Here is a 19,756-nt window from a genome sequence, read left to right as displayed (position 1 = left end):
GAGGGGAATTTCTACCATTATCTGTTCCATTTGGTGAAAAATATTTTTCTAGGAATATTCCACTATTTTTTGTGCATAAGTGTATCAGAAAAGAAGTGGTTGAAATTGTTACAGAATTTGGTATAATTAATGTGAAGTATTTCACAAACTTGCGCAAAAGAAATGAGTGGATACGGTGGAAAAGAAAATTGTCATAGCAGGGGGAACAGGCTTCATTGGCCGGTACCTTCAGAAGAAATTTCACGAGATGGGCTATATGGTGACCATCATTTCAAGACAGTCTCCTCATGTGTCGTGGGAGCGGCCCGATGAAATAGTACAGGCATTGGAAGGGGCGGAAATGCTCATCAATCTTGCAGGCAAGTCAGTCGACTGTCGGTACAATGAAAAGAATATAGCGGACATTTTCAAATCCAGGACGGAAACAACGAACATATTGGGAAATGCCCTATTCCAGTGTCAGAATCCGCCGCCCTTATGGATCAATTCGAGCACGGCCACGATCTATCGCCATGCAGAGGACCGCCCGATGACGGAGGAAGACGGCGATATCGGTACGGGCTTTTCCGTTGAAGTGGCAAAAGAATGGGAGAAAGCATTCTTCTCATTTTCATTACCGGAGACGCGGCAGGCGGCTTTACGGATCGCTATTGTACTGGGACCGGATGGCGGTGTGATGACGCCGTACAAAAACCTGGTCAAGTTTGGTCTCGGAGGGGTGCAGGGGCCAGGCACCCAGAAGTTCAGCTGGATTCATGTAGAAGACGTGTACCGGATCATTCTTTTTTTGAATGAAGAGAAGGAGTTAAGCGGAGTATTCAACTGTGCATCTCCGGATCCAGTCACCAATCGTGAACTCATGGCTCAATTAAGGGATGTGATGAATAAGAAGATAGGGCTCCCGACCCCGAAGTGGATGCTTGAAGCAGGTGCGGTGGTCATCAAAACGGAAACCGAACTGGTCCTGAAAAGCAGATGGGTCATCCCGGATCGGTTGGTGAAAGCAGGATTCGTCTTTCAATACGATACGCTTGACAAGGCATTGGGACAGATCCTGACCAAGTGATGAACAAGTTACACTTGAAGAAGTCCCGGGAGCTCTATCCGATCGCCATGTGAATAGCAAGATTGTGGCAAAAAAGGAGGGCCGATGTACTCGGCTCTCCTTTTTCATTACACTTCGTTATGATGTAGGTATTCAAGACTTTTTCGCACGCTTTCGATGGGCGGGATCTTGGATTCGTCCTGTTCGACGATCCACCAGTCTACATCGCTGTGCATACCGAATTCCAGGATGGGTTCCAGGTCCACTCCACCTGCTCCAAGTTCCGCGAAAAATCGTTCTCCGTCCGTTGTCATGTCTTTTAAATGGACAAGAGGAGTCCGCCCCTGATAACGCTTCAACCACTCAACAGGGCTTTCCCCGGCATAGGTCAGCCAATAGATATCAAACTCAGCTTTGACCATGTGGGGATTCGTTTCAGCCAGAATCGTCTCGAGAGCCGTTTTCCCGTTCGAAAGAGCCATTAATTCGAAGTCATGGTGATGATAGCAGAGGGTGATACCCGCTTCAAAGCATTTCGCACCAATCACGTTCAGGTCATCGATCAAGCGGAAATAATCTTCTTCTTTTCGTTCTTCAGGGGGCAAATACGGACATACGATGTAGGTACTGCCCAGCTCAAGCTGATCCTCGATTACCTGATCGATATTGCTCCTCAGTTCAGATAATGAAATATGACTGGAGACGGCACGAAGTTTCAGATTGTCCAGTATATCTTTTAACTCCTTTACCGATAAACCTCCGTAACCAGCAAGTTCTACACCTTTATAACCTAAATCCGCCACTTTTTGCAGAGTACCGATAAAATCCTTTTCTGCCTCGTTCCGCAATGTATACATCTGGAGGGCAACAGGAATCTCTTTCATACGCTCACTCCTATCCTTTGGTCATGTTTGCGTTGATTTGAGAAAGAACGCTCTTATATACTTCTAATTCTTCTTCTGAAATCCCTTTAAGAATCGTGTCTTCATACAAATTTTCAATGAAAGGGGACAGCTCGTCCTTTGCCGCCACTCCTTTCTCTGTAATGAAAATAAGGAATGATCTTCTATCCTCGGAATTCTTTTCTTTGTAGATCAGCTTTTTTCTTTCTAATATATCCAGGATCCTTGTCAGGGTCGGCTGGTCTTTTTCTGACCTCTTCGCAAGCTCTTTTTGACTGATTCCATCCTGCTCTGCAAGTCTCTTCAAAACGGTCCACTGTTCAGGTGTCACATCGAAATCTTTCAGATGGAGAGTGAGGAATCGAATGATATTTTTTACTGTGCGGCTCGTATATAAGCCGATGGTTTCATCTCGGGACATTGTCACTGGTTTCACCTTCTATATTCAGTTTCTTCTCTTTATCATACATGAAATCCCGAAGAATTTGAATTAATTGTCACAACAACTATATTTACATATATACATGTTGCAGATATAATTAGTACAACATCTAATTGTGAGAAGGAGAATGATAGTGGAGCTTTCAACGAAACAAAACATCTGGACACGGCCATTTTTTATGGCGTTATTGAATAATTTTTTTCTTTTTTTAGTTTTTTACTCATTGTTAACCATCCTGCCCCTGTATGTGCTCGATGAGTTACATGGAACAGAAGGGCAGGCAGGACTTGCTACAACAGTCTTCTTATTATCAGCCATCATTGTACGTCCCTTTTCGGGAAAAATCATTGAGCTGTTGGGAAAGAAAAAGACGCTCATCCTCAGTGTATTAATGTTCGGGATTTCCTCATTCATTTACTATTGGGTAAATGATTTTTATTTTTTGATGGGGCTCCGTTTTTTCCATGGGATTTGGTTTAGTGTCGGCTCAACGGTCATGGTGGCGATTGCCGCAGATATGATCCCGGCAAACAGGAAGGGGGAGGGGCTTGGTTACTTTGCCATGTCGATGAACCTGGCAGTTGTGGTCGGACCCTTTCTTTCCCTCGCCCTTATACAGTGGATTCCGTACACGACATTGTTTATGGGCCTTGCCTTGATTATTGTCATAGGCTTTCTTTGCACATTTGGCATTCAGGTGACAGAGGACGATGTGGTGGACCAGGTAGTGAGCAGACGCCTGACTCTTAAGGATTTAATAGAAGTGAAGGCAATCCCGATTGCATTGGTAGGATTCCTGACTTCATTTGCCTACTCCGGGATCATGTCGTTTATCTCCGTTTACGCGAAGTCTATCGGCCTATTCGAATCCGTCAGCTTATTCTTCGTCGTATTTGCCGCTGCCATGCTACTGTCGCGGCCATATACAGGGAGATTATTTGACCGGTCGGGACCCAACGCGGTCATCTACACGTCCCTCGTTATTTTTGCCGGTGGACTGATTCTCTTGAGCATGACTCATTCCGTCGTTTTATTATTGGTTTCAGGAACGCTGATCGGACTTGGGTATGGTGCTTTGCTTCCGAGCTTCCAGACGATGTCCATTCAGGCGGCACCGAAGAGGAGAACAGGGCATGCGACGGCAACGTTTTTCATTTTTTATGACCTGGGGATTGCGGTTGGATCGTTTGTGTTGGGGCTAGTCTCCTCGAAATTCGGCTTTTCAACTTTATATATTATCTGCAGTGGAGTGGTATTGGTCACAGTAGCGGCATATAAAATCGTGACAAAACGAAGAACGAGGGCTGTAAATCCAGATGAAGCATTGGAGTTATAAAATGTAAAGGGGACTTACCTTTCGAAGGTGGGTCCCTTTTTGATGGTCAGCAGTTAGGTGAAGGTATGAACCTGAAACGAAACGTACACTCTAATGGTACAGGGGAGGTGTAAAACCATGGCACAAGACGTACTATGTGAAGTAAGCAACTGCCGATACAACAAGGAAGGTAAGAAGTGTTCTGCAGACCAGATTTTCGTTGTCAGTCATAAAGGGAACAAAGCGCATAACAGCGAAGAAACGGATTGCAAAACATTCGAACCGGGTATGTAATAGGGGAGAAGGCAACCATAGGCGTGGTTGTCTTCTTTTTGTATAGTATTGATAATAATTCTCAATGTTATACAAAAAAACACATTTAAAGTAAATGACTCCTCCAACCCCTTAACCTACCCGCCACAGGCACCAAAAGAGGAACAAAATATATCCTCTCTTTTAACGAAAATCAATCAAACAAATCCAAACAAAAAAACCCGCCACCAACAGACGGGTTCTCAATCCTTTTCAATCCACTCCTGGGACCACTTCTCAATATTATTCATTAAAGGCTCTAAAGAATATCCTTTTTTTGTTAACGAATATTCAATCCGCACCGGTGTTTCGGGATAAACGGTCCGTGTAACGATTCCTTCTTGTTCAAGATCCTTTAATCGCTCGGATAGAAGTCTGCCGCTGATTCCTATTGCGTCTTTGATGGTGCAGTTCCGTTGAGGGCCGGAAAGCAGTTGATAAATGATGAGTCCCGTCCATCGCTGACTTAAGATGCCAATCGCTTTTTCAAATCTTGGACATATGTCAGATTGGTTCATCTTCAATGCCTCCTTTAATCATGGGAATTCTAATTAGTAGTATACCATATAAAAGGTAATTGGGTAATTTAATTACTTGACGGAATTTAGTTATTAAATTAAAATTAGTTACATAAAGTAACTTGATGGTAAACGCCTAAAAAATATCGGAGGAATCATAATGAACTTTCATAAAGAACCCCATACATTCGTTGGGGAAGTGAACCTGATCGTACAAGATTTGAAGCAGTCTCTCTCTTTTTACAAGGAAGTCATCGGGTTTAAGGTTCTGGAACAATCAGAAAGACGGGCCACTTTAACGGCGGACGGCATTCATGCTTTGTTATCCCTGGAAGAGCTGGAAGAAACTTTACCTAAAGAACCGCGGACGACGGGGTTATATCATTTTGCTCTGTTGCTGCCAACTAGAGAGGATCTTGGTAAGATTCTGGCCCATCTGATCAAGCAGAATATAAAGCTCGGTTCTTCCGACCATCTGGTCAGCGAAGCATTATATTTATCCGATCCTGATGGGAATGGAATCGAGATTTACAGGGACCGTCCATCATCTGCCTGGACATGGAATGGTGATCAAGTCGAGATGGCCGTCGATCCCATCGATGCACGGGGGATATTATCCGAGGCAGAGGGGAAATCGTGGAATGGACTTCCTCCCGGTACAGTGATGGGGCACATTCATCTCCACGTATCAGATTTAAGGTCGGCGGAAGAATTCTACGGGAAGGGTCTGGGCTTTAACGTAGTGAGCCGATTCGGGAATCAGGCACTGTTCATTTCGACAGGAGGGTACCATCATCACATAGGATTGAATACGTGGAATGGTGTAGGCGCACCGGCTCCTTCTGAAAACAGTGTGGGCCTCAACTGGTTCACCCTTCACTTCCCAAATGAAGAAAAGCGCAGCAGCATCATTCATCGACTCAAGTCCATTGGGGTCACAACACAGGAACATGATGGTAAAATTCTCACCGTGGACCCATCCGGCAATCACATCTATTTAAGCCTGTAAAGGGGAGGGACGGACCTCGAAAAACGAGGTCCGTCCCTTTTCTATATTCTTCTAAAATGTTGATACAACGGGATTTACCTGCCTTCACTGAAAGTGTTTCCCGTGATATTCCATCATAAATCGAGGTCCGTCCCTCTAAGCATCTTTTTTTGGTCCTGCAGATGTTAGTGGGATAATGGTAAGTACATACTATAGGAAATTCGGTTAGGGAGTGGGATGAATGAAGTTGAGTGTATTGGATCAGTCTGTGATTGTGAGGGGAGGGGACGCAGGTAGTGCGTTTCGGAATACGGTCAGGCTTGCACAGTATACAGAGGAGTTAGGGTACACACGATTCTGGGTGGCGGAGCATCACAATACGAATGGACTTGCGGGCTCTGCTCCCCAGGTTCTGATTTCACATATTGCGTCCATGACAACTACGATCCGGGTAGGATCTGGGGGCATCCTCCTTCCACAATACAGTCCGTACAAAATTGCGGAGGATTTCAAGGTGTTGGAAACCCTATTTCCCAATCGGATAGATCTTGGAATCGGCCGTTCGCCAGGGGGGTCATATGAAACACGGATGGCACTTACGGATGGGATGAAAAAGAGTATGAATGAGTTTCCGGGACAGGTGGAGGCACTTCAGAATTACTTGCATCTCTCACCTGAACAATCCGTGAAGGCTTACCCTGACGCAGCCTCTCCGCCACTTCCATGGATATTGGGCATCACCCACCGTGGTGCCCGGGTGGCTGCTGAAAAGGGCACGGCTTTTACCTTTGGTCACTTCATCAATCCGGCCAACGGAAAACGGGCTTTGGATTACTATCAAACTCAATTTCAGCCTTCCTCCTCATTAGCCCGACCTATGAGCAATGTGTGTATCTTTGTCGTTTGCGCTCCAACCGAAGAGAAAGCAGAAGAAATAGCTCTCACACAAGACTTATGGCTATTGGCTGTAGAGAACGGGATTGACACCGAAATTCCTTCTGTGGAAGAAGCAAAGGCAAGGGTGCTGACACCGAAAGAAAAACAAAAAGTAAAGGAAAACAGAAAAAGAGCAATCATAGGAACTCCTCAAAAAGTGAAGGAAGAACTTCAGTTGCTAAGTGAAGTATATCAAACCGAGGAATTTATGATCATCACCAACGTGGCACAGTTTGAAGACAAAGTAAGGTCGTATGAGTTGATGGCTGAGGCGGTTCTCTAATTCAAGGCGAGGCAAGAAAACCCCTAAAAATAACAAGGGGAACCTGTTACGCTTTAACGACAAGGTTCCCTTTTAATTTATATGAAATCAATAATAATAAGGATATGGTTGATAGCCATAAGGTGGCGGATATCCATACCCGTATCCATAACCATATCCTGGGCTCAATAATGCTGCTCCTAATAATCCACCGGCCAGTCCTCCTACAAACGGGCTGAAGCCGAATCCAAATCCTGGCCTTCCAAATCCGCCAAATCCAAATCCCGGCCTTCCAAAACCGACGCGTCCGATAGGCCGACGGACATCACCATAGTTTATAAAATGACCGTTGCCTGTTGTCTGAAAATGATTCAAAGAATAAAACCTCCTCTCTATCTAGGTTATGAGTATTCGTTTTAAAGAAAAATGGTATGGGCATATACCCAGATAAAGAGATTTTATAAAAAATGGACCCAGACGAGAAGGAAAACTAAAAAGGTCATGTATTAAATCAGTCATCCTAGTAGAGCACTTGAACCCGTTGCTCTACACTCTGAAAAGAGAATATGTATAGCAACTTCAAGTAGAGGATTCTTTTGTCTGTACGAGGGCTGAAATAATGGCACCGATTGCCTGGATCCAGCTGCCAACAACATTCAGGTTCCCACTGTCTTTATGATTTAAAGTGAGGATGCCTGAGATGGCTTGAAGGGAGTTTCCAATGACCTGCAGAAGGTTCCCGTAGATCGAATAAAGCTCTTCTAATGTATGTTCTTCATTGAAAGAATCTGCCAGGGCAGCAGATCCACCCAACGCCTGCAGGAGATTCCCTTTGATATTCAGCTCCTGCTTGATGATGGTATTGAAATCAATGACGATGCTGGCAATGACCGTTACGTTTCCGATGGCTTGAATTTCATTTCCCACTTTCGTCAGTGTGAATTCTTCTATGGCGTCTGCTTCAAGGGCGTTCCCTGTTGCCTGAAGTTCGTTTCCTATGAGATTGAATGACCTCAGTGTACCATCAGGAATCCTCTTAATGGGGGTGCTGCCTATGGCGGCAATGACGGTCCCAATGGCTGCAACCCACGCTCCGAACGTTGCTTTTTGCTCATTGCTCATAGTATAATCGCCTACTTTACAGTTCCTTAAATAGTGTATACATCAGGGCGATTGTTTGTTCATTCCCACCAAATCGAAGAGGGTAGAGAATCTTCTTCCAGAAGAAATGTTTCACCTATTTTAGGAGTGGCAACGGGCACATTCCGTTCAGCTCCTTTTTTCGTGACCCTTTTAATTGGATCCGTCCACTCATGAAAAGATAGGGTAAAGGCCCCCCAGTGGATGGGCAGCAGCCAATTCCCTCCCACATCAAGGTGGGCTTGGACCGTCTCTTCAGGAAGCATATGGATCGGTGCCCATCTGGGGTCATACTGTCCGCATTCCATCAGGGTCAAATCGAACGGACCAAAGGCATTCCCTATTTCTTTAAAGTGAGGACCATAACCACTATCTCCGCTAAAAAAGATCCTGGTAGTTTCACCGACGATAACCCAAGAACACCATAAAGTAGCGTTCCGGTCATTCAAATTCCGACCGGAAAAATGTCTGGCGGGAGTACAGGCTAAAGTAAGTCCATTGAATTCAACCTTATCCCACCAGTTTAGTTCGACTATATGTTCAGGATGAATTCCCCATCGTTCCAAATGACTCCCTACACCAAGGGGAACGAAGAATTGCTTCACTTTGTCTCGAAGCTTTCGAATCGTTCCGTAATCAAGATGATCATAATGATCATGAGAGAAAATTACTGCATCGATGGAAGGCAGTTCATCGAGTTGAAAGGGAAGCTCCTTGCTGTAGCGTTTTCCCCCTATCCATGGAAATGGTGAAGGGGTTTTTCCAAACATGGGATCAAGGAGAAGTCTCTTTCCATCGATTTCAATCATAGATGCGGAATGTCCGAACCACGTAACATTCGTCACAGGGTGGGGGTGGGAAATAGAAGGAAAGGCGACTCGTGGAATAGCCTGTCCCGGTTTGCGATTAGCATTTCGTTTGAAGAGGTCGAGAATCATTGAAACGGATGAAGAAAAGCTCGTGTCCATTGAAGTGGGTAATGAATTTTGAAAAGATCCGTGAGAATACTGGAGAGACGAGTTGACTCGCTCACGTGCAGGCTTTTTCCCCAATGCGGGGTAATACCTCACGATCATCATCCCGGTCAAAACTATGACTAAAAGCAATATAAGAGTGATAAACATGGAGATTCTCCTTTTCGTTGGATATCTATTACTATCTCAAATTTGTATGAGCCTGTCCAAAACGAAAACCGTGGGACATTTAAGAAATAATTAAGAATTACGTTAAGATTCCATAATGTTTGTTTTTTATACTATTGGTAATTGGAATTTCCTCGTTTTTCAGACAGGACAGCACCGGCATCTTCCTGCATTAAAAGGAAACCGATTCATCTTCGCCAGACAAAATGACTAGCAGTACAATGAATATATACAAAACCTTTGGAAGAGAAGGGTCCCAATCAGAGGGATTGAAGGAAGGGGCATTTAAATGGCGGGAAAAGTGTTAATTGTGGATGACGAGGAAAATATTGTGGATGTATGTTCACGATATCTTGTTCGTGAAGGGTATGAAGTGAGTGCTGCCATTAACGGCAAAGAAGCACTTCAACAATATGACGCATTCCACCCGGACATTGTGATTCTCGACATCATGATGCCCGAAATGGATGGATGGAAGGTAGCTGAAAAAATAAGGGAGGATCATGACACTCCGATCATCATGCTGACGGCTCTTGGGCAAGAAAAGGACCGTATTTATGGGCTTACTTTAGGAGCAGACGATTATATCACCAAGCCATTTAGTCCACGCGAGCTGTTGTTACGGGTTAAGAATGTTTTAAGAAGAACCCATTCTTCATCTGAAAGGAAAGAGGATATTCTCACGTGGGATGGTTTGCTCATTGATCGTACTAAACGGAAAGTGATTGCAGGGAGAAACGAAGTCGAAATGACGGTAAAGGAGTTTGAACTGTTACTCTTACTGGCCAAACATCCATCTCAGGTGTTCTCAAAATCCCAACTTATCGAAACGTTGTGGGGATATGAGTATCTTGGTGATGCGAATACGATCAATGTCCATATTCGAAGGTTAAGAGAGAAGATCGAGGTTGATCCATCCGACCCCAAGTGGATTAAAACGGTATGGGGAATAGGGTATAAATTCGAGGGGGAACAGCATGATGAAGATTAGGACCCTCCTCATTTTAGCCAACACGATTTCCCTGATGGTGATTATGATCTTCCTTACCATATCATATGTCCAAATGTTTATTTCAACAGATATCATCATTCTTCTCTTCTTTATTACATTGGGAGCGGGGGTTTTATCTTTTGCAGTCAATTTGATGATCACGAGCCCCTTATTAAATTCCGTGAAGCAAATGAGCAGAGAAGCAGGGAAGATGGCCAATGGTGATTTTAAGGTAAAGGTAACGGAAGCAGGACCTAAGGAAATCAAAGAGCTCGCTGCCAACTTTAATCACATGTCCACCAGGATAGAAGAGATGTTTGGGGAATTAAAGGAATCAGAAAAATTCAAAAGTGAGCTGATTGCCAATGTCTCACATGATCTGAGGACACCCCTGTCATCCATTCATTCCTTTGTAGCGGCTTTGAATGATGACATCATTGAAGATCGGAAGACCCGGAAGAGATACTACGAAACGATACTATCTGAAACGGAAAAATTAAGTCTATTGATAGGAGAAGTATTGGAATTTTCTCAATTAGAGAACAGAAAGCTGCCATGGAATCCACATTACACTTCAATCGATCAGCTTCTGATTGACACCCTTGGGCAATTCGAACGAAGAATACAGGAGAAAGGAATACAAGTGAGAGTCGAGTACGATGACAGCTTGCCACTCATTCCGTTAATGCCTGTTCAAATCAAAAGGGTCCTGACAAACCTTCTCCAAAATGCTCTTTCGTTCTCGCCCGATCAAACGGCTCTTACCATACGGACTGTCAAAAAAGGAGATAAAATGGAATTTTCAGTGACAGATCAGGGGAAGGGGATACCCATTGAAGAACAGGCTTCTATTTTTGAAAGATTTTACCGTGTGGAAAAGTCTCGCACTAAAGCGGGAGGAGGTTCAGGACTCGGACTCTCCATCAGCAAGGAAATCATTGAACTCCACTATGGGGAAATGGGCGTTGAAAGTGATGGACATTCCGGCAGCACATTTTGGTTTCAATTGCCATTAAAAAACAGCGAGGAGGAGAGACAGTGAAAAAAATTATGATCGGAATCGGATTGATACTCTTAGTTGCTATTGGAGCATTTTTTGGACCGAAACTGTATGCAAGCATCACCCAAAAATCGTTGGGAAGTGAAGCGGTGAAAACAGAGATGGTCGATGAAGACCATGCACTTGCTACCTTTGCAGGGGGGTGCTTCTGGTGCATGGAACCACCTTTTGAAAAACTGGATGGCGTATACTCGGTCATTTCAGGATACACGGGCGGAGAAGAAAAAAATCCTACCTATGACGAAGTATCCTCAAAACAGACGGGTCACGTGGAAGCGGTTCAAATCGAGTACGATCCTGACGTGATCACTTATGAACAATTACTAGAAGTTTTCTGGAGGCAGATTGACCCGACCGATGCAGGTGGACAGTTCGTAGACCGGGGGCCTCAATATGTAAGCGGGATTTTCTACCATGATGAAGAACAGATGAAGACTGCTCAGCAGTCTAAAAAGGAATTGGCAGACTCGGGACGCTTTGAAGAAAAAATTGTCACAGAAATCCCACCAGCCAAAACCTTTTATAAAGCCGAAGAGTATCACCAGGATTATTATAAGAAAAATAAATTAAGCTACAAGTTCTACAGAAGTAATTCAGGAAGGGATGATTTTCTGGATGAAGCATGGGGCGATGAACGTCATATCGAACTCCAAACCAATTCTCTTTATCCTTCTTTTACGGATCAAGAATTAAAAGATAAATTGACGGATATCCAATACAAAGTCACCCAGGAAGAAGCCACCGAGGAAGCATTCAAGAATGAATATTGGGATAACGAGAAGGAAGGCATCTATGTGGATGTCGTCTCGGGTGAACCTTTGTTCAGTTCAAAGGATAAATACAAAAGTGGAACAGGATGGCCAAGTTTCACGAAGCCCCTTGTGGAAGATAATATTGTAGAAGTAAAGGACCGGACTTTGTTCATGGTCAGGACGGAGGTCAGAAGTAAACACGCCGATTCACATTTGGGTCATGTGTTTGAAGATGGCCCTAAGCCAACAGGTTTAAGATATTGCTTGAACTCTGCAGCCCTTCGTTTTGTCCCGAAAGATGAATTAAAAGAGCAGGGATACGGTGAGTTTGTGTCTCAGTTTGAAACAAAAGAGGAGGGTGCCTCATGAATTCATCCACCCCGTTGCAATCGACTGCCATTTTAGAAGAACTGTCAGAGAGGCTCGTAAACTACTCAAAAAAAGAAGTCATCTTCCAGCCTTTTTCATTGGATAAGCATCTATATATGATTCATTCGGGAAAAATCAAGCTTTATAAGAACAGTGAGGACGGACGGAAAACCATCCTCATCGTTTTAGGAGAAGGCGAGATATTCAGCAATATCCCCAGTTTCAGTTTAGATGAAGAAGGGGTGTATGCAGAAACGATCGATCCGACAATTTTACATGTACTCTCTCACAAACGGGTGGAGAGTATGAAAGGCACACATTCACTGACCGTGACGGAATTATATTCAACTCTTAACCAACAAATGAAAATGCGAAATCTATTCATAGAAAGTATCATGTATACCCCTGTAAAAGAAAGGATCCTTTTCCTTCTGTCCTTTCTAATGAAGCGATTCGGAGAAAAGCAGGGTAATCTGATTAAAATCAATGTGCACCTTACACACCAGGACATCGCAAGCTTCATTGGTTCGACCAGGGAAACCGTCACCAGCCTCACAAAAGAACTAATCAAAGAAGGCTACATCCAAAAAATCAATAGAAATTATCATATGGTGAAAGGGACGGACCTTTCCTGAAGGTCCGTCCCTTTCATTCATCTATCTAATTTGACGATGTCTGCATCCGGGTTGGGACGGCCCGAGATAAGGTCCCGGAGTATGTTGGCTCCGAGCATGCTGTAGACCGTACCGTTTCCGCCATAACCGAGCAGGTAATAAATTCTTTCCTTTTCGGGATGTTTTCCAATATAGGGAAGGTTGTCCATGGACTCCCCGAAGCTTGCTCCCCATGCATAGTCCATCTTGATCTTCAGGTCGGGAAACAGTTTCTGAACTTCTTTTTCAATCTGCTTCCCGCGTTTTTCAATTTTCTTCTCATTTTGAGGTGCCTCTGCAGGGTCCTCGTCCAGTCCGCCGGCAATAATTCGATTGTCTACCGTGGTGCGCATGTATAAATATGGCCGCTTAGTCTCCCAGATGAGCGCTCTTTCATCCCATTGAGATAAGTCTTCAATCGGTTCTGTAGCAATGGCGTAGGAACGGTTGATATCTGAGCCGATGTTTTTATTTAAAGGAGGTGTTTCATAGCCCGTTGCATGGATCAGGTGCGTTGCTTGAATGATCCCATCAGTCGTATGGATGTTGACTCCTGTTGAATGCTCTTCTATATTTGTTGCTTCGAGATTCTCAAAGATCGTTGTTTGATTTCCTTCTTTTAAATAGTCAAATATCCCATTCACGAATTTGTATGGATTCACTTCTGCGTCTCCATGAGTGATTAACGCGCCGGGCTTAGAAAAAGGCAAGCGGTTTTTCATCTCTTTACGAGACCAATATTCCACAGGGAATCCGTGCTCTTTCAAGGTTTTATATTCTTTCTTTAACTTTGAAACATGTCGGGATGTGCTTGCATAGTAAATGCTTTTCCTGCGGATGAAATCAGGGGAAACCGGTAAATTCATCGCTACCTGCTCCAAATTCTCTACTGCTTTCATACATAAGGAATAAAAATGAACTGCATTGTCTTCTCCAATCTGGTCCATCAACTCATGAAGCATGACGTCATTGGAAAATTGAAGCAGACCCGTATTGGCGGATGAACTGCCGGCAGCAAGTGTCCGTTTTTCGATGATGGCGACGTTCAAGCCTTCCTGTACGAGTGAATAGGCACATAATGCCCCGGACATACCGCCTCCTATGATGACTGCATCATACTTTTTATCAAAATCTTCTTTTCTATTTTTTAATGTCGTTGGCCAAAACAATTGACCGTTGTGTAATTCCATCCTGGTGCCCCCAATGAGTAATGAATTTATTCATAATCCATTCCCTTAAAGAGGGGAGTTTAAAACATGGAATTTTTGGTGACGAGGATGTGTTTTTTTATGGAAAGCTGTTTCATTTGGGGAATGGAAGGCCGTTGCATTAAGAGGAAACACTGCGGCCGTATAATAGTCATTTTTTGGTGTAATTCAAATCCCAATGGATGCCGAAAGGATCTTTCACCTTAGCATACATTGCCCCCCAGAAGGTGTCCTGAAGCTCCATGATCACCGTTCCTTTTTCAGTTAATCGTTTATAATACAGGTCGATTTCTTTTTCACTTTCGAGTTCCAGAACAAGTGAAATGTGATTTCCGGGAGACGGGGCTTGTCCCGGGAAGCTGTCTGACATCATAAAGAAAAGTTCGCCTTTTTTAAATTGAGCATGCATGATATGATCTGCAATTTCAGGGGGACTCGGGAAATCTGCCTCACCGAAGGTTTGTACCCCCAGTACTTCGCCTTCGAATACTTCTTTGTAGTACTCCAGTGCATCCTTTGCCTCACCAACAAAGCTAAAATAAGGTGTAGCCTGATATTTCATTTGTCCTCCACTCCGATACCCAAGAATTTATTGTACTCTTTTATTATAGACCGGATGCAAGAATAATAACAAGAACAAATGTTCGTTTTTGATATAAAAAAAGGATGGGCATGTTGGTGCCCATCCTGATCCGTTAAAATAATTCAGTATGCAATTCTACATCGATATTTCCATTTGTCGCTTTTGAGTATGGGCAAACACCGTGTGCTTTTTCCACTAGTTGTTTGGCTTCATCCAATTCTACACCATTCACGGCGACTGAGAGGACAACGCCTAATTTAAATCCGCCGTCTGTATCTTTACCGATCGACACTTCAGCTGTTACGTTGGATTGGATTTTTTTCTTATCCTGGCGGGCCACTAAATTAAGAGCGCTGTCGAAACAAGCCGCATATCCAGCTGCAAATAGTTGTTCAGGATTTGTTGCCCCGTCTGCCCCGGAACCACCAAGAGATTTAGGCATGCCTAGAGCGACATCCAATACCCCGTCACTGCTTGTTACTTTTCCATCACGGCCGCCTTTAGCCGTTGCTTTTGCTGTGTATAATGCATTCATTTCTTTCACTCCTCTTTATTAGTTGTGCACAATTTAACTTTACAATATTAACTATAAAGAATTTAATTTTAATTGTCAACAATTAAGTTGTGCAAAATTAAATTTGATAAATGATCTTTTTTGTATGATAATCACAATTAGTATGTTCAAGAAAGGAATCTATATGTATGAAGGATCCACTTTTATTGGAAAATCAAATCTGTTTTAAAATATATACAGCTGAGAGGGAAATCACGAAGCTTTACCGGAGTCTCTTAGAGGAGATCGGGGTTACTTATCCTCAATATCTTGCTTTGCTTGTGTTATGGGAAGATGAAACGATATCGGTAAAGGACCTCGGGAGAAAATTATTCCTGGATTCAGGAACCTTGACCCCCATGTTGAAAAGGATGGAAGCGAACGGGCTTGTCGAACGGAAACGATCGAAAGAGGATGAACGGAGTGTCGTCATCAGCCTTACCGATAGAGGAAGAGACCTGAAGGAGAAAGCAGAGTGTGTCCCGACCCGTTTATTGGAGAGGCTTGAGATGGATGGTGTCGAGCTTTCGAAGTTGGATCAGACACTGACCACGATCCTCAATAAACTGCAAAATTAAGTAAGGGGGGTGACTTTGGTCGCCCTTATTTTACAGACTGCTTTTTTCCTCCTTCTCCCCCCGGAAAGCCAGTATTGTTGTCTTCAAGGAAGCGTAATTCCCAATCGCCGCATATCCGTAAAAAAAGCCCATGAATATACCTGTGACAAAATGACCCCTGTGGCTGATGAAAATGGAAATGAAAAGACCCAGTATGACGGCAATATTCGGTACTAGAAAAGCCCTCGGTTTAAAGAAAACTTTTATTAGCTGGGTTAACAGGATGATGACCGGTATGGCGATGACAGCATCCCAGAAGTTTGTGTGAATGGTTGGGAAATCCATATAGAGCCTCCAATAAGGGTTTTATTCATACTATTTCCTTATTGGGTGGGGTTTAACAAAAAAAAGTGACCCCTAAAGAGGGATCATCGACTATTTAAATCGTGCGTTCCAGCGTTCTGCCTTCTCGAGTGCAGCCGTATCATTCGCAATTTCACCGGGTTTGACGCCGGTACCAATCAGATAATCCGTGAACTCCATTTGGACAAATTCAAAAATATAGTTGAATTGCTGTACAAGGGGAAGACCTTTAATGTTGGCTGAGCTTCCTCCTGTGATCACCACATACGCCTTTTTCTTCGTAAGCTCTTCTTTCAGATTGAACCGCTCGTCTCGTAAATACTGACTCCAACGGTCGAAGAAGTTCTTCATAGGGCCGCTCATTCCATACCAGTAAAGTGGGGTGGCAAATATGAATACATCATGTTCTTCCATTAACCGGACCAGCTGTTCGTAATCATCTTCGACGGGCAGGAATCCTCCTTCAGTGTGACGCAGATCTTCAATCGGCTCAATATGCAAATCGGCAAGAGAAACGATGGTATGGTCGGTGCCGTCGATGATTTTTTTCGCAAGGAATTCAGAGTTCCCGTTTTTTCTTGTGCTTCCTAAAAGGGCTAGTACTTTCATTTTGAACACTCCTTTATATATTCATTTATATTTAGCGGTTTGTAGAGTATACAGTCTCTATTGTATGATTTCTTGTGACCTGAAGGGGTTCGTCCGCCATCATAAGAGTGGGGGTACTTGATGGTTATGAGTATATCATTGATGGAAAGATTAAAGTTATCTATAATTATCGATACTTACTATTGGAATTGGTGATAGGGAGGGAGAAAAATGGATCTAAACTATTTTTATACGTTTAAAGAAGTGGTTAAATGGGGGAGTTACACAAAGACCGGGGAGGAACTCGGGTATGCCCAGTCCAGTGTGACCACACAGATCAAGAAGCTTGAAGATCATTATCGGGTCAAGTTATTCGAGCGGATTGGCAGAAAGATGAGGCTTACACAGTCGGGGGAAGAACTTTACTTTTATGTAGAGAAGATACTGTGCCTGTTGGATGAAGCGGAAGAACGGATCTCAAAGGAAAGTAACTTGAGGGGGACACTTCGGATCGGAACAGTGGAATCCCTTGCCGCTTATTTCATCACGCCATATATCAAGGACTTGAAGGGCGAGCACCCTGAATTAAAGATCCTCCTTGAATCCGGACTTTGCCCGAACTTAAAAGAAGGGATCCATGAAGGGAAGTTCGATATAGCCATCTTACTCGACCGTTTTACAGAGCATCCCGATTTAACTGTGATTCCCATCCGCCAGGAGAAATTGGTGATGATTGTTCCACCAGGTCACCGACTGCATTCTTTGAAGGAAATGAATGTAAGGGAGCTTGAATCAGAAACCCTGATTTTGACGGAGGAAGGCTGTTCTTACCGGGTCTTATTGGAGCAACTTTTAAAAGAGAATGAAGTACAAGCGGGGTCCGTCATTTCTTTCAGTAGCCTAGAGGCCATAAAGCAGTGTGTTGCCGACGATTTGGGTCTGGCCATCCTCCCTGAAATAGCCGTGCGTAGGGAGGTTGAGAGTGGAAAGGTTGTCCAGATTCCAATTGATCATGAAAAAACCCCCGTCTATACACAGATTGTGTATCAAAAAAAGAAGTGGCTGACGCCTCCTCTCACACAATTGATAACAGCCCTCACCTTATAATCATCAATATTTTTGATGGATATAATATAAAACTATCAATAACTCCATGGGTTAAAAGAATGGTAAACTGAATGGACAATTCTTATGAAGAGGTGCTGAACATGAATACTTTCTTACAGTACAATCCGACGAAACTTTACTTCGGTAAGGATGAAGTGAAGCAGTTGTCTTCCATATTAGATAAGGGACTGAAGGTTCTCCTTGTCTATGGAGGAGGAAGCATCAAGAGAAATGGCATTTACGATGACGTGATGACCGAGTTGGGGAAAATCGATGCCAACGTTTTTGAGTTAAAGGGAGTTGAACCGAATCCCCGGCTGACCACTGTCCGAAAAGGTGTCGATATCTGCAAAAAAGAAGGCATCGACTTCATCCTGGCAGTAGGTGGGGGAAGCGTAATCGACTGTACAAAAGCAATATCGGCAGGAGCAAAGTATGAAGGGGACGTGTGGGAACTGATCACCGCCAAAGCTCCGATCGAGGAAGCCCTTCCCTTTGGAACGGTCCTGACTTTGGCTGCGACAGGTTCTGAAATGAACTCTGTGTCTGTGATTACAAACTGGGAGACAAATGATAAATTAGGCTGGGGTTCGCCTCTTGTCTTCCCGACGTTTTCAATCTTGGACCCTTCATATACATTCTCTGTACCCCGTGATCAGACCATCTATGGGATAGTCGACAGCATGTCACATGCCCTTGAACATTATTTCCACCGTACGGAAAATACACCGATGATTGATGGATTCATTGAGTCACTCTTAAGGACGGCGATTGCAACTGGACCTAAACTGCTGGAGGACCCGAAATCATTTAAGCACAGGGAAACGATGATGTATATCAGTACAACGGCCTTTAACGGAACACTGGCCAACGGGACAGATGGAGGCGATTGGGCAACCCACCGCATTGAGCATGCCATTTCTGCGATTTATGACATACCACATGGTGGGGGTCTAGCGATTCTTTTCCCGAACTGGCTGGAGTATGTACTGGAAGAGGATCCATCCCGGGTCAAACAGCTTGGGGTGAATGTGTTCGGGATCTCGACTGATGGCAAGGAAGATATCGACGTGGCACGGGAAGGGGCAAGAGCACTTCGTGACTTCTGGAACTCGCTGGGGGCACCGGACACACTTGCCGATTATGACATTGATGCCAGCCGGTTTGATGCTATTGTAGAGAAGACGTTCATTAAGCTAGGCGTAGGTACGTATAAGGAAATGGATCAGGACAGTGTGAGGGACATATTGACAAGATCTCTTTAGATGATGTGGTTCGTGGTTTTGGTATAGTGGTTGGGAATAAAAGTATAGCGGCTGGATTCCCCATCGCCCTGACCGGATCCCCCACACCCATGCAGCCCGAAGAAAAAAGGACGAATCGACACCACGATTCGTCCTTTTCTAAATCCTTCTGGCCGCCACGATGATGTATGCTACCGTCTCCGGAATCCTTCTTCACGCAAATACAACGCAGCTTCATCATACCCGCCAAAGCTGTCCTCAAGATTATCACCGGCGTAAATATTCCAGCGGTCATCTTCTTCAAGCAGGATGAGTGAATGCCCTTCAGCATCTTTCCACAATTGTTCCACCGGTGGCACCACTTCTTCTTCCGTTGCCAGATGATCAATCGAAGCACGAATGACTGTCAGGAGTTCATCTCGATTGAAATCCCGGATATTCACAAGGCCCTTCGGATTCGCTTCGTACCCGGGGAGGTTGCCCGTATATACAAACCCGTTCCCGTTCGGGTGCAGGTGATAGACGACGGTCGTTTTTTCATAGAGACTGTCTTCAAAGTGGAAGTTCACCCGGTTCAGTGAAACGTCCTTTCGTGTAAGTTCGGGAAATTCTTCTATGAGAGCTAATTTATCTTCAAATGTCAGCAATGTGATTCCTCATTTCATTTTACGATTTTCCCATTATAACACAGCGCCCTATTTTCTAAAGAGGATTACGGGTATAATG

24 protein-coding genes are annotated in these 19,756 nt (G+C 44.0%); 12 read left to right on the top strand and 12 right to left on the bottom strand.

The features are described from left to right. Window positions 1-175: 175 nt before the first annotated feature. Window positions 176-1,066, top strand: coding sequence for a TIGR01777 family oxidoreductase (locus tag NQ095_RS04860; protein WP_258262356.1), 891 nt, complete (start codon window positions 176-178; stop codon window positions 1,064-1,066). Between the two features lie 107 nt (window positions 1,067-1,173). Here the strand turns inward: NQ095_RS04860 and NQ095_RS04855 are convergent, their stop codons facing one another. Beyond that, on the bottom strand, window positions 1,174-1,929 hold the full coding sequence (locus NQ095_RS04855) for a sugar phosphate isomerase/epimerase family protein (RefSeq protein ID WP_258262355.1): 756 nt from the start codon (window positions 1,927-1,929) through the stop codon (window positions 1,174-1,176). Between the two features lie 10 nt (window positions 1,930-1,939). Further along, window positions 1,940-2,368 (bottom strand): MarR family winged helix-turn-helix transcriptional regulator, encoded by a 429-nt coding sequence (locus NQ095_RS04850; RefSeq protein ID WP_258262492.1) that lies wholly within the window; start codon window positions 2,366-2,368, stop codon window positions 1,940-1,942. Window positions 2,369-2,516: 148 nt separating this feature from the next. Here NQ095_RS04850 and NQ095_RS04845 point away from each other — a divergent pair, with 148 nt between their 5' ends. Both NQ095_RS04845 and NQ095_RS04840 read left to right on the top strand, forming a co-directional pair. Next, window positions 2,517-3,725, top strand: a complete 1,209-nt coding sequence (locus NQ095_RS04845) for an MFS transporter (protein WP_258262354.1) — start codon at window positions 2,517-2,519, stop codon at window positions 3,723-3,725. Between the two features lie 117 nt (window positions 3,726-3,842). Next, window positions 3,843-3,998 (top strand): DUF1540 domain-containing protein, encoded by a 156-nt coding sequence (locus NQ095_RS04840; RefSeq protein ID WP_224876261.1) that lies wholly within the window; start codon window positions 3,843-3,845, stop codon window positions 3,996-3,998. A 221-nt stretch (window positions 3,999-4,219) separates the two neighbouring features. On the opposite strand, the gene NQ095_RS04835 is transcribed toward NQ095_RS04840, so the two are convergent. After that, entirely contained in the window at window positions 4,220-4,534 is a 315-nt protein-coding gene (locus tag NQ095_RS04835) for a winged helix-turn-helix transcriptional regulator (RefSeq protein WP_258262353.1), read from the bottom strand. A gap of 160 nt (window positions 4,535-4,694) precedes the next feature. Between NQ095_RS04835 and NQ095_RS04830 the strand changes: the two genes are divergently transcribed. Next, window positions 4,695-5,543 carry a VOC family protein gene (locus NQ095_RS04830; RefSeq protein ID WP_258262352.1) on the top strand — a complete coding sequence of 283 codons (849 nt, stop codon included), beginning with the start codon at window positions 4,695-4,697 and terminating at the stop codon, window positions 5,541-5,543. A gap of 220 nt (window positions 5,544-5,763) precedes the next feature. Continuing rightward, window positions 5,764-6,741 carry an LLM class flavin-dependent oxidoreductase gene (locus NQ095_RS04825; protein WP_258262351.1) on the top strand — a complete coding sequence of 326 codons (978 nt, stop codon included), beginning with the start codon at window positions 5,764-5,766 and terminating at the stop codon, window positions 6,739-6,741. 87 nt (window positions 6,742-6,828) lie between these two features. Here NQ095_RS04825 and NQ095_RS04820 read toward each other — a convergent pair whose 3' ends face one another. The 3 genes from NQ095_RS04820 to NQ095_RS04810 all read right to left on the bottom strand — a co-directional run bounded on the left by NQ095_RS04820 (window position 6,829) and on the right by NQ095_RS04810 (window position 8,984). Beyond that, window positions 6,829-7,059 (bottom strand): spore coat protein, encoded by a 231-nt coding sequence (locus NQ095_RS04820; RefSeq protein ID WP_258262491.1) that lies wholly within the window; start codon window positions 7,057-7,059, stop codon window positions 6,829-6,831. Window positions 7,060-7,299: 240 nt separating this feature from the next. Then, entirely contained in the window at window positions 7,300-7,842 is a 543-nt protein-coding gene (locus tag NQ095_RS04815; protein WP_258262350.1) for a DUF6944 family repetitive protein, read from the bottom strand. Between the two features lie 59 nt (window positions 7,843-7,901). Continuing rightward, window positions 7,902-8,984, bottom strand: coding sequence for an MBL fold metallo-hydrolase (locus tag NQ095_RS04810; protein ID WP_375162808.1), 1,083 nt, complete (start codon window positions 8,982-8,984; stop codon window positions 7,902-7,904). A gap of 307 nt (window positions 8,985-9,291) precedes the next feature. Here NQ095_RS04810 and NQ095_RS04805 point away from each other — a divergent pair, with 307 nt between their 5' ends. The 4 genes from NQ095_RS04805 to NQ095_RS04790 are packed head-to-tail and all read left to right on the top strand — an operon-like array spanning window position 9,292 to window position 12,809. Then, window positions 9,292-9,993 (top strand): response regulator transcription factor, encoded by a 702-nt coding sequence (locus NQ095_RS04805; RefSeq protein WP_258262349.1) that lies wholly within the window; start codon window positions 9,292-9,294, stop codon window positions 9,991-9,993. Further along, window positions 9,980-11,035: a sensor histidine kinase gene (locus tag NQ095_RS04800; RefSeq protein ID WP_258262348.1), complete on the top strand. Its 1,056-nt coding sequence runs from the start codon at window positions 9,980-9,982 to the stop codon at window positions 11,033-11,035. The genes NQ095_RS04805 and NQ095_RS04800 overlap by 14 nt, the downstream gene beginning before the upstream one ends. Next, the gene (gene msrA, locus NQ095_RS04795) at window positions 11,032-12,174 is read left to right on the top strand and encodes a peptide-methionine (S)-S-oxide reductase MsrA (RefSeq protein ID WP_258262347.1); all 1,143 of its coding nucleotides are present in this window, start codon (window positions 11,032-11,034) and stop codon (window positions 12,172-12,174) included. Before NQ095_RS04800 ends, msrA begins: the two co-directional genes overlap by 4 nt. Further along, on the top strand, window positions 12,171-12,809 hold the full coding sequence (locus tag NQ095_RS04790) for a Crp/Fnr family transcriptional regulator (RefSeq protein WP_258262346.1): 639 nt from the start codon (window positions 12,171-12,173) through the stop codon (window positions 12,807-12,809). Before msrA ends, NQ095_RS04790 begins: the two co-directional genes overlap by 4 nt. 17 nt (window positions 12,810-12,826) lie before the next feature. Here the strand turns inward: NQ095_RS04790 and NQ095_RS04785 are convergent, their stop codons facing one another. From NQ095_RS04785 to NQ095_RS04775, 3 genes are all read right to left on the bottom strand, one after another. After that, window positions 12,827-14,017, bottom strand: coding sequence for an NAD(P)/FAD-dependent oxidoreductase (locus tag NQ095_RS04785; RefSeq protein ID WP_258262345.1), 1,191 nt, complete (start codon window positions 14,015-14,017; stop codon window positions 12,827-12,829). 169 nt (window positions 14,018-14,186) lie between these two features. Continuing rightward, window positions 14,187-14,597 (bottom strand): VOC family protein, encoded by a 411-nt coding sequence (locus NQ095_RS04780; RefSeq protein ID WP_258262344.1) that lies wholly within the window; start codon window positions 14,595-14,597, stop codon window positions 14,187-14,189. A gap of 133 nt (window positions 14,598-14,730) precedes the next feature. Further along, window positions 14,731-15,153, bottom strand: a complete 423-nt coding sequence (locus NQ095_RS04775; RefSeq protein WP_258262343.1) for an organic hydroperoxide resistance protein — start codon at window positions 15,151-15,153, stop codon at window positions 14,731-14,733. A gap of 167 nt (window positions 15,154-15,320) precedes the next feature. Between NQ095_RS04775 and NQ095_RS04770 the strand changes: the two genes are divergently transcribed. After that, window positions 15,321-15,749 carry a MarR family winged helix-turn-helix transcriptional regulator gene (locus tag NQ095_RS04770; protein ID WP_258262342.1) on the top strand — a complete coding sequence of 143 codons (429 nt, stop codon included), beginning with the start codon at window positions 15,321-15,323 and terminating at the stop codon, window positions 15,747-15,749. Window positions 15,750-15,779: 30 nt separating this feature from the next. On the opposite strand, the gene NQ095_RS04765 is transcribed toward NQ095_RS04770, so the two are convergent. Further along, window positions 15,780-16,073 (bottom strand): hypothetical protein, encoded by a 294-nt coding sequence (locus NQ095_RS04765; protein ID WP_258262341.1) that lies wholly within the window; start codon window positions 16,071-16,073, stop codon window positions 15,780-15,782. Between the two features lie 90 nt (window positions 16,074-16,163). Continuing rightward, window positions 16,164-16,700, bottom strand: a complete 537-nt coding sequence (locus NQ095_RS04760) for a flavodoxin family protein (RefSeq protein ID WP_258262340.1) — start codon at window positions 16,698-16,700, stop codon at window positions 16,164-16,166. Window positions 16,701-16,910: 210 nt separating this feature from the next. Between NQ095_RS04760 and NQ095_RS04755 the strand changes: the two genes are divergently transcribed. Further along, window positions 16,911-17,786 (top strand): LysR family transcriptional regulator, encoded by an 876-nt coding sequence (locus tag NQ095_RS04755; RefSeq protein WP_258262339.1) that lies wholly within the window; start codon window positions 16,911-16,913, stop codon window positions 17,784-17,786. 101 nt (window positions 17,787-17,887) lie between these two features. Further along, window positions 17,888-19,051, top strand: coding sequence for an iron-containing alcohol dehydrogenase (locus NQ095_RS04750; protein WP_258262338.1), 1,164 nt, complete (start codon window positions 17,888-17,890; stop codon window positions 19,049-19,051). 170 nt (window positions 19,052-19,221) lie between these two features. On the opposite strand, the gene NQ095_RS04745 is transcribed toward NQ095_RS04750, so the two are convergent. After that, complete coding sequence (locus tag NQ095_RS04745) at window positions 19,222-19,677, bottom strand: hypothetical protein (RefSeq protein WP_258262337.1); 456 nt, start codon at window positions 19,675-19,677, stop codon at window positions 19,222-19,224. Window positions 19,678-19,756 lie beyond the last annotated feature (79 nt).

The organism is Rossellomorea sp. SC111, from assembly GCF_024733565.1.
Taxonomy (GTDB): Bacteria; Bacillota; Bacilli; order Bacillales; family Bacillaceae_B; genus Rossellomorea.
This window is presented reverse-complemented; position numbering and strand designations above follow the sequence as displayed.

Excerpts from the sequence above, each read along its gene's own strand:
- NQ095_RS04855 (WP_258262355.1), bottom strand. The coding sequence starts at position 1,929 with ATGAAAGAGATTCCTGTTGCCCTCCAGATGTATACATTGCGGAACGAG.
- NQ095_RS04850 (WP_258262492.1), bottom strand. The coding sequence starts at position 2,368 with ATGTCCCGAGATGAAACCATCGGCTTATATACGAGCCGCACAGTAAAA.
- NQ095_RS04845 (WP_258262354.1), top strand. The coding sequence starts at position 2,517 with ATGATAGTGGAGCTTTCAACGAAACAAAACATCTGGACACGGCCATTT.
- NQ095_RS04840 (WP_224876261.1), top strand. The coding sequence starts at position 3,843 with ATGGCACAAGACGTACTATGTGAAGTAAGCAACTGCCGATACAACAAG.
- NQ095_RS04835 (WP_258262353.1), bottom strand. The coding sequence starts at position 4,534 with ATGAACCAATCTGACATATGTCCAAGATTTGAAAAAGCGATTGGCATC.
- NQ095_RS04830 (WP_258262352.1), top strand. The coding sequence starts at position 4,695 with ATGAACTTTCATAAAGAACCCCATACATTCGTTGGGGAAGTGAACCTG.
- NQ095_RS04825 (WP_258262351.1), top strand. The coding sequence starts at position 5,764 with ATGAAGTTGAGTGTATTGGATCAGTCTGTGATTGTGAGGGGAGGGGAC.
- NQ095_RS04815 (WP_258262350.1), bottom strand. The coding sequence starts at position 7,842 with ATGAGCAATGAGCAAAAAGCAACGTTCGGAGCGTGGGTTGCAGCCATT.
- NQ095_RS04810 (WP_375162808.1), bottom strand. The coding sequence starts at position 8,984 with ATGTTTATCACTCTTATATTGCTTTTAGTCATAGTTTTGACCGGGATG.
- NQ095_RS04805 (WP_258262349.1), top strand. The coding sequence starts at position 9,292 with ATGGCGGGAAAAGTGTTAATTGTGGATGACGAGGAAAATATTGTGGAT.
- NQ095_RS04800 (WP_258262348.1), top strand. The coding sequence starts at position 9,980 with ATGATGAAGATTAGGACCCTCCTCATTTTAGCCAACACGATTTCCCTG.
- NQ095_RS04790 (WP_258262346.1), top strand. The coding sequence starts at position 12,171 with ATGAATTCATCCACCCCGTTGCAATCGACTGCCATTTTAGAAGAACTG.
- NQ095_RS04785 (WP_258262345.1), bottom strand. The coding sequence starts at position 14,017 with ATGGAATTACACAACGGTCAATTGTTTTGGCCAACGACATTAAAAAAT.
- NQ095_RS04780 (WP_258262344.1), bottom strand. The coding sequence starts at position 14,597 with ATGAAATATCAGGCTACACCTTATTTTAGCTTTGTTGGTGAGGCAAAG.
- NQ095_RS04775 (WP_258262343.1), bottom strand. The coding sequence starts at position 15,153 with ATGAATGCATTATACACAGCAAAAGCAACGGCTAAAGGCGGCCGTGAT.
- NQ095_RS04770 (WP_258262342.1), top strand. The coding sequence starts at position 15,321 with ATGAAGGATCCACTTTTATTGGAAAATCAAATCTGTTTTAAAATATAT.
- NQ095_RS04765 (WP_258262341.1), bottom strand. The coding sequence starts at position 16,073 with ATGGATTTCCCAACCATTCACACAAACTTCTGGGATGCTGTCATCGCC.
- NQ095_RS04760 (WP_258262340.1), bottom strand. The coding sequence starts at position 16,700 with ATGAAAGTACTAGCCCTTTTAGGAAGCACAAGAAAAAACGGGAACTCT.
- NQ095_RS04755 (WP_258262339.1), top strand. The coding sequence starts at position 16,911 with ATGGATCTAAACTATTTTTATACGTTTAAAGAAGTGGTTAAATGGGGG.
- NQ095_RS04750 (WP_258262338.1), top strand. The coding sequence starts at position 17,888 with ATGAATACTTTCTTACAGTACAATCCGACGAAACTTTACTTCGGTAAG.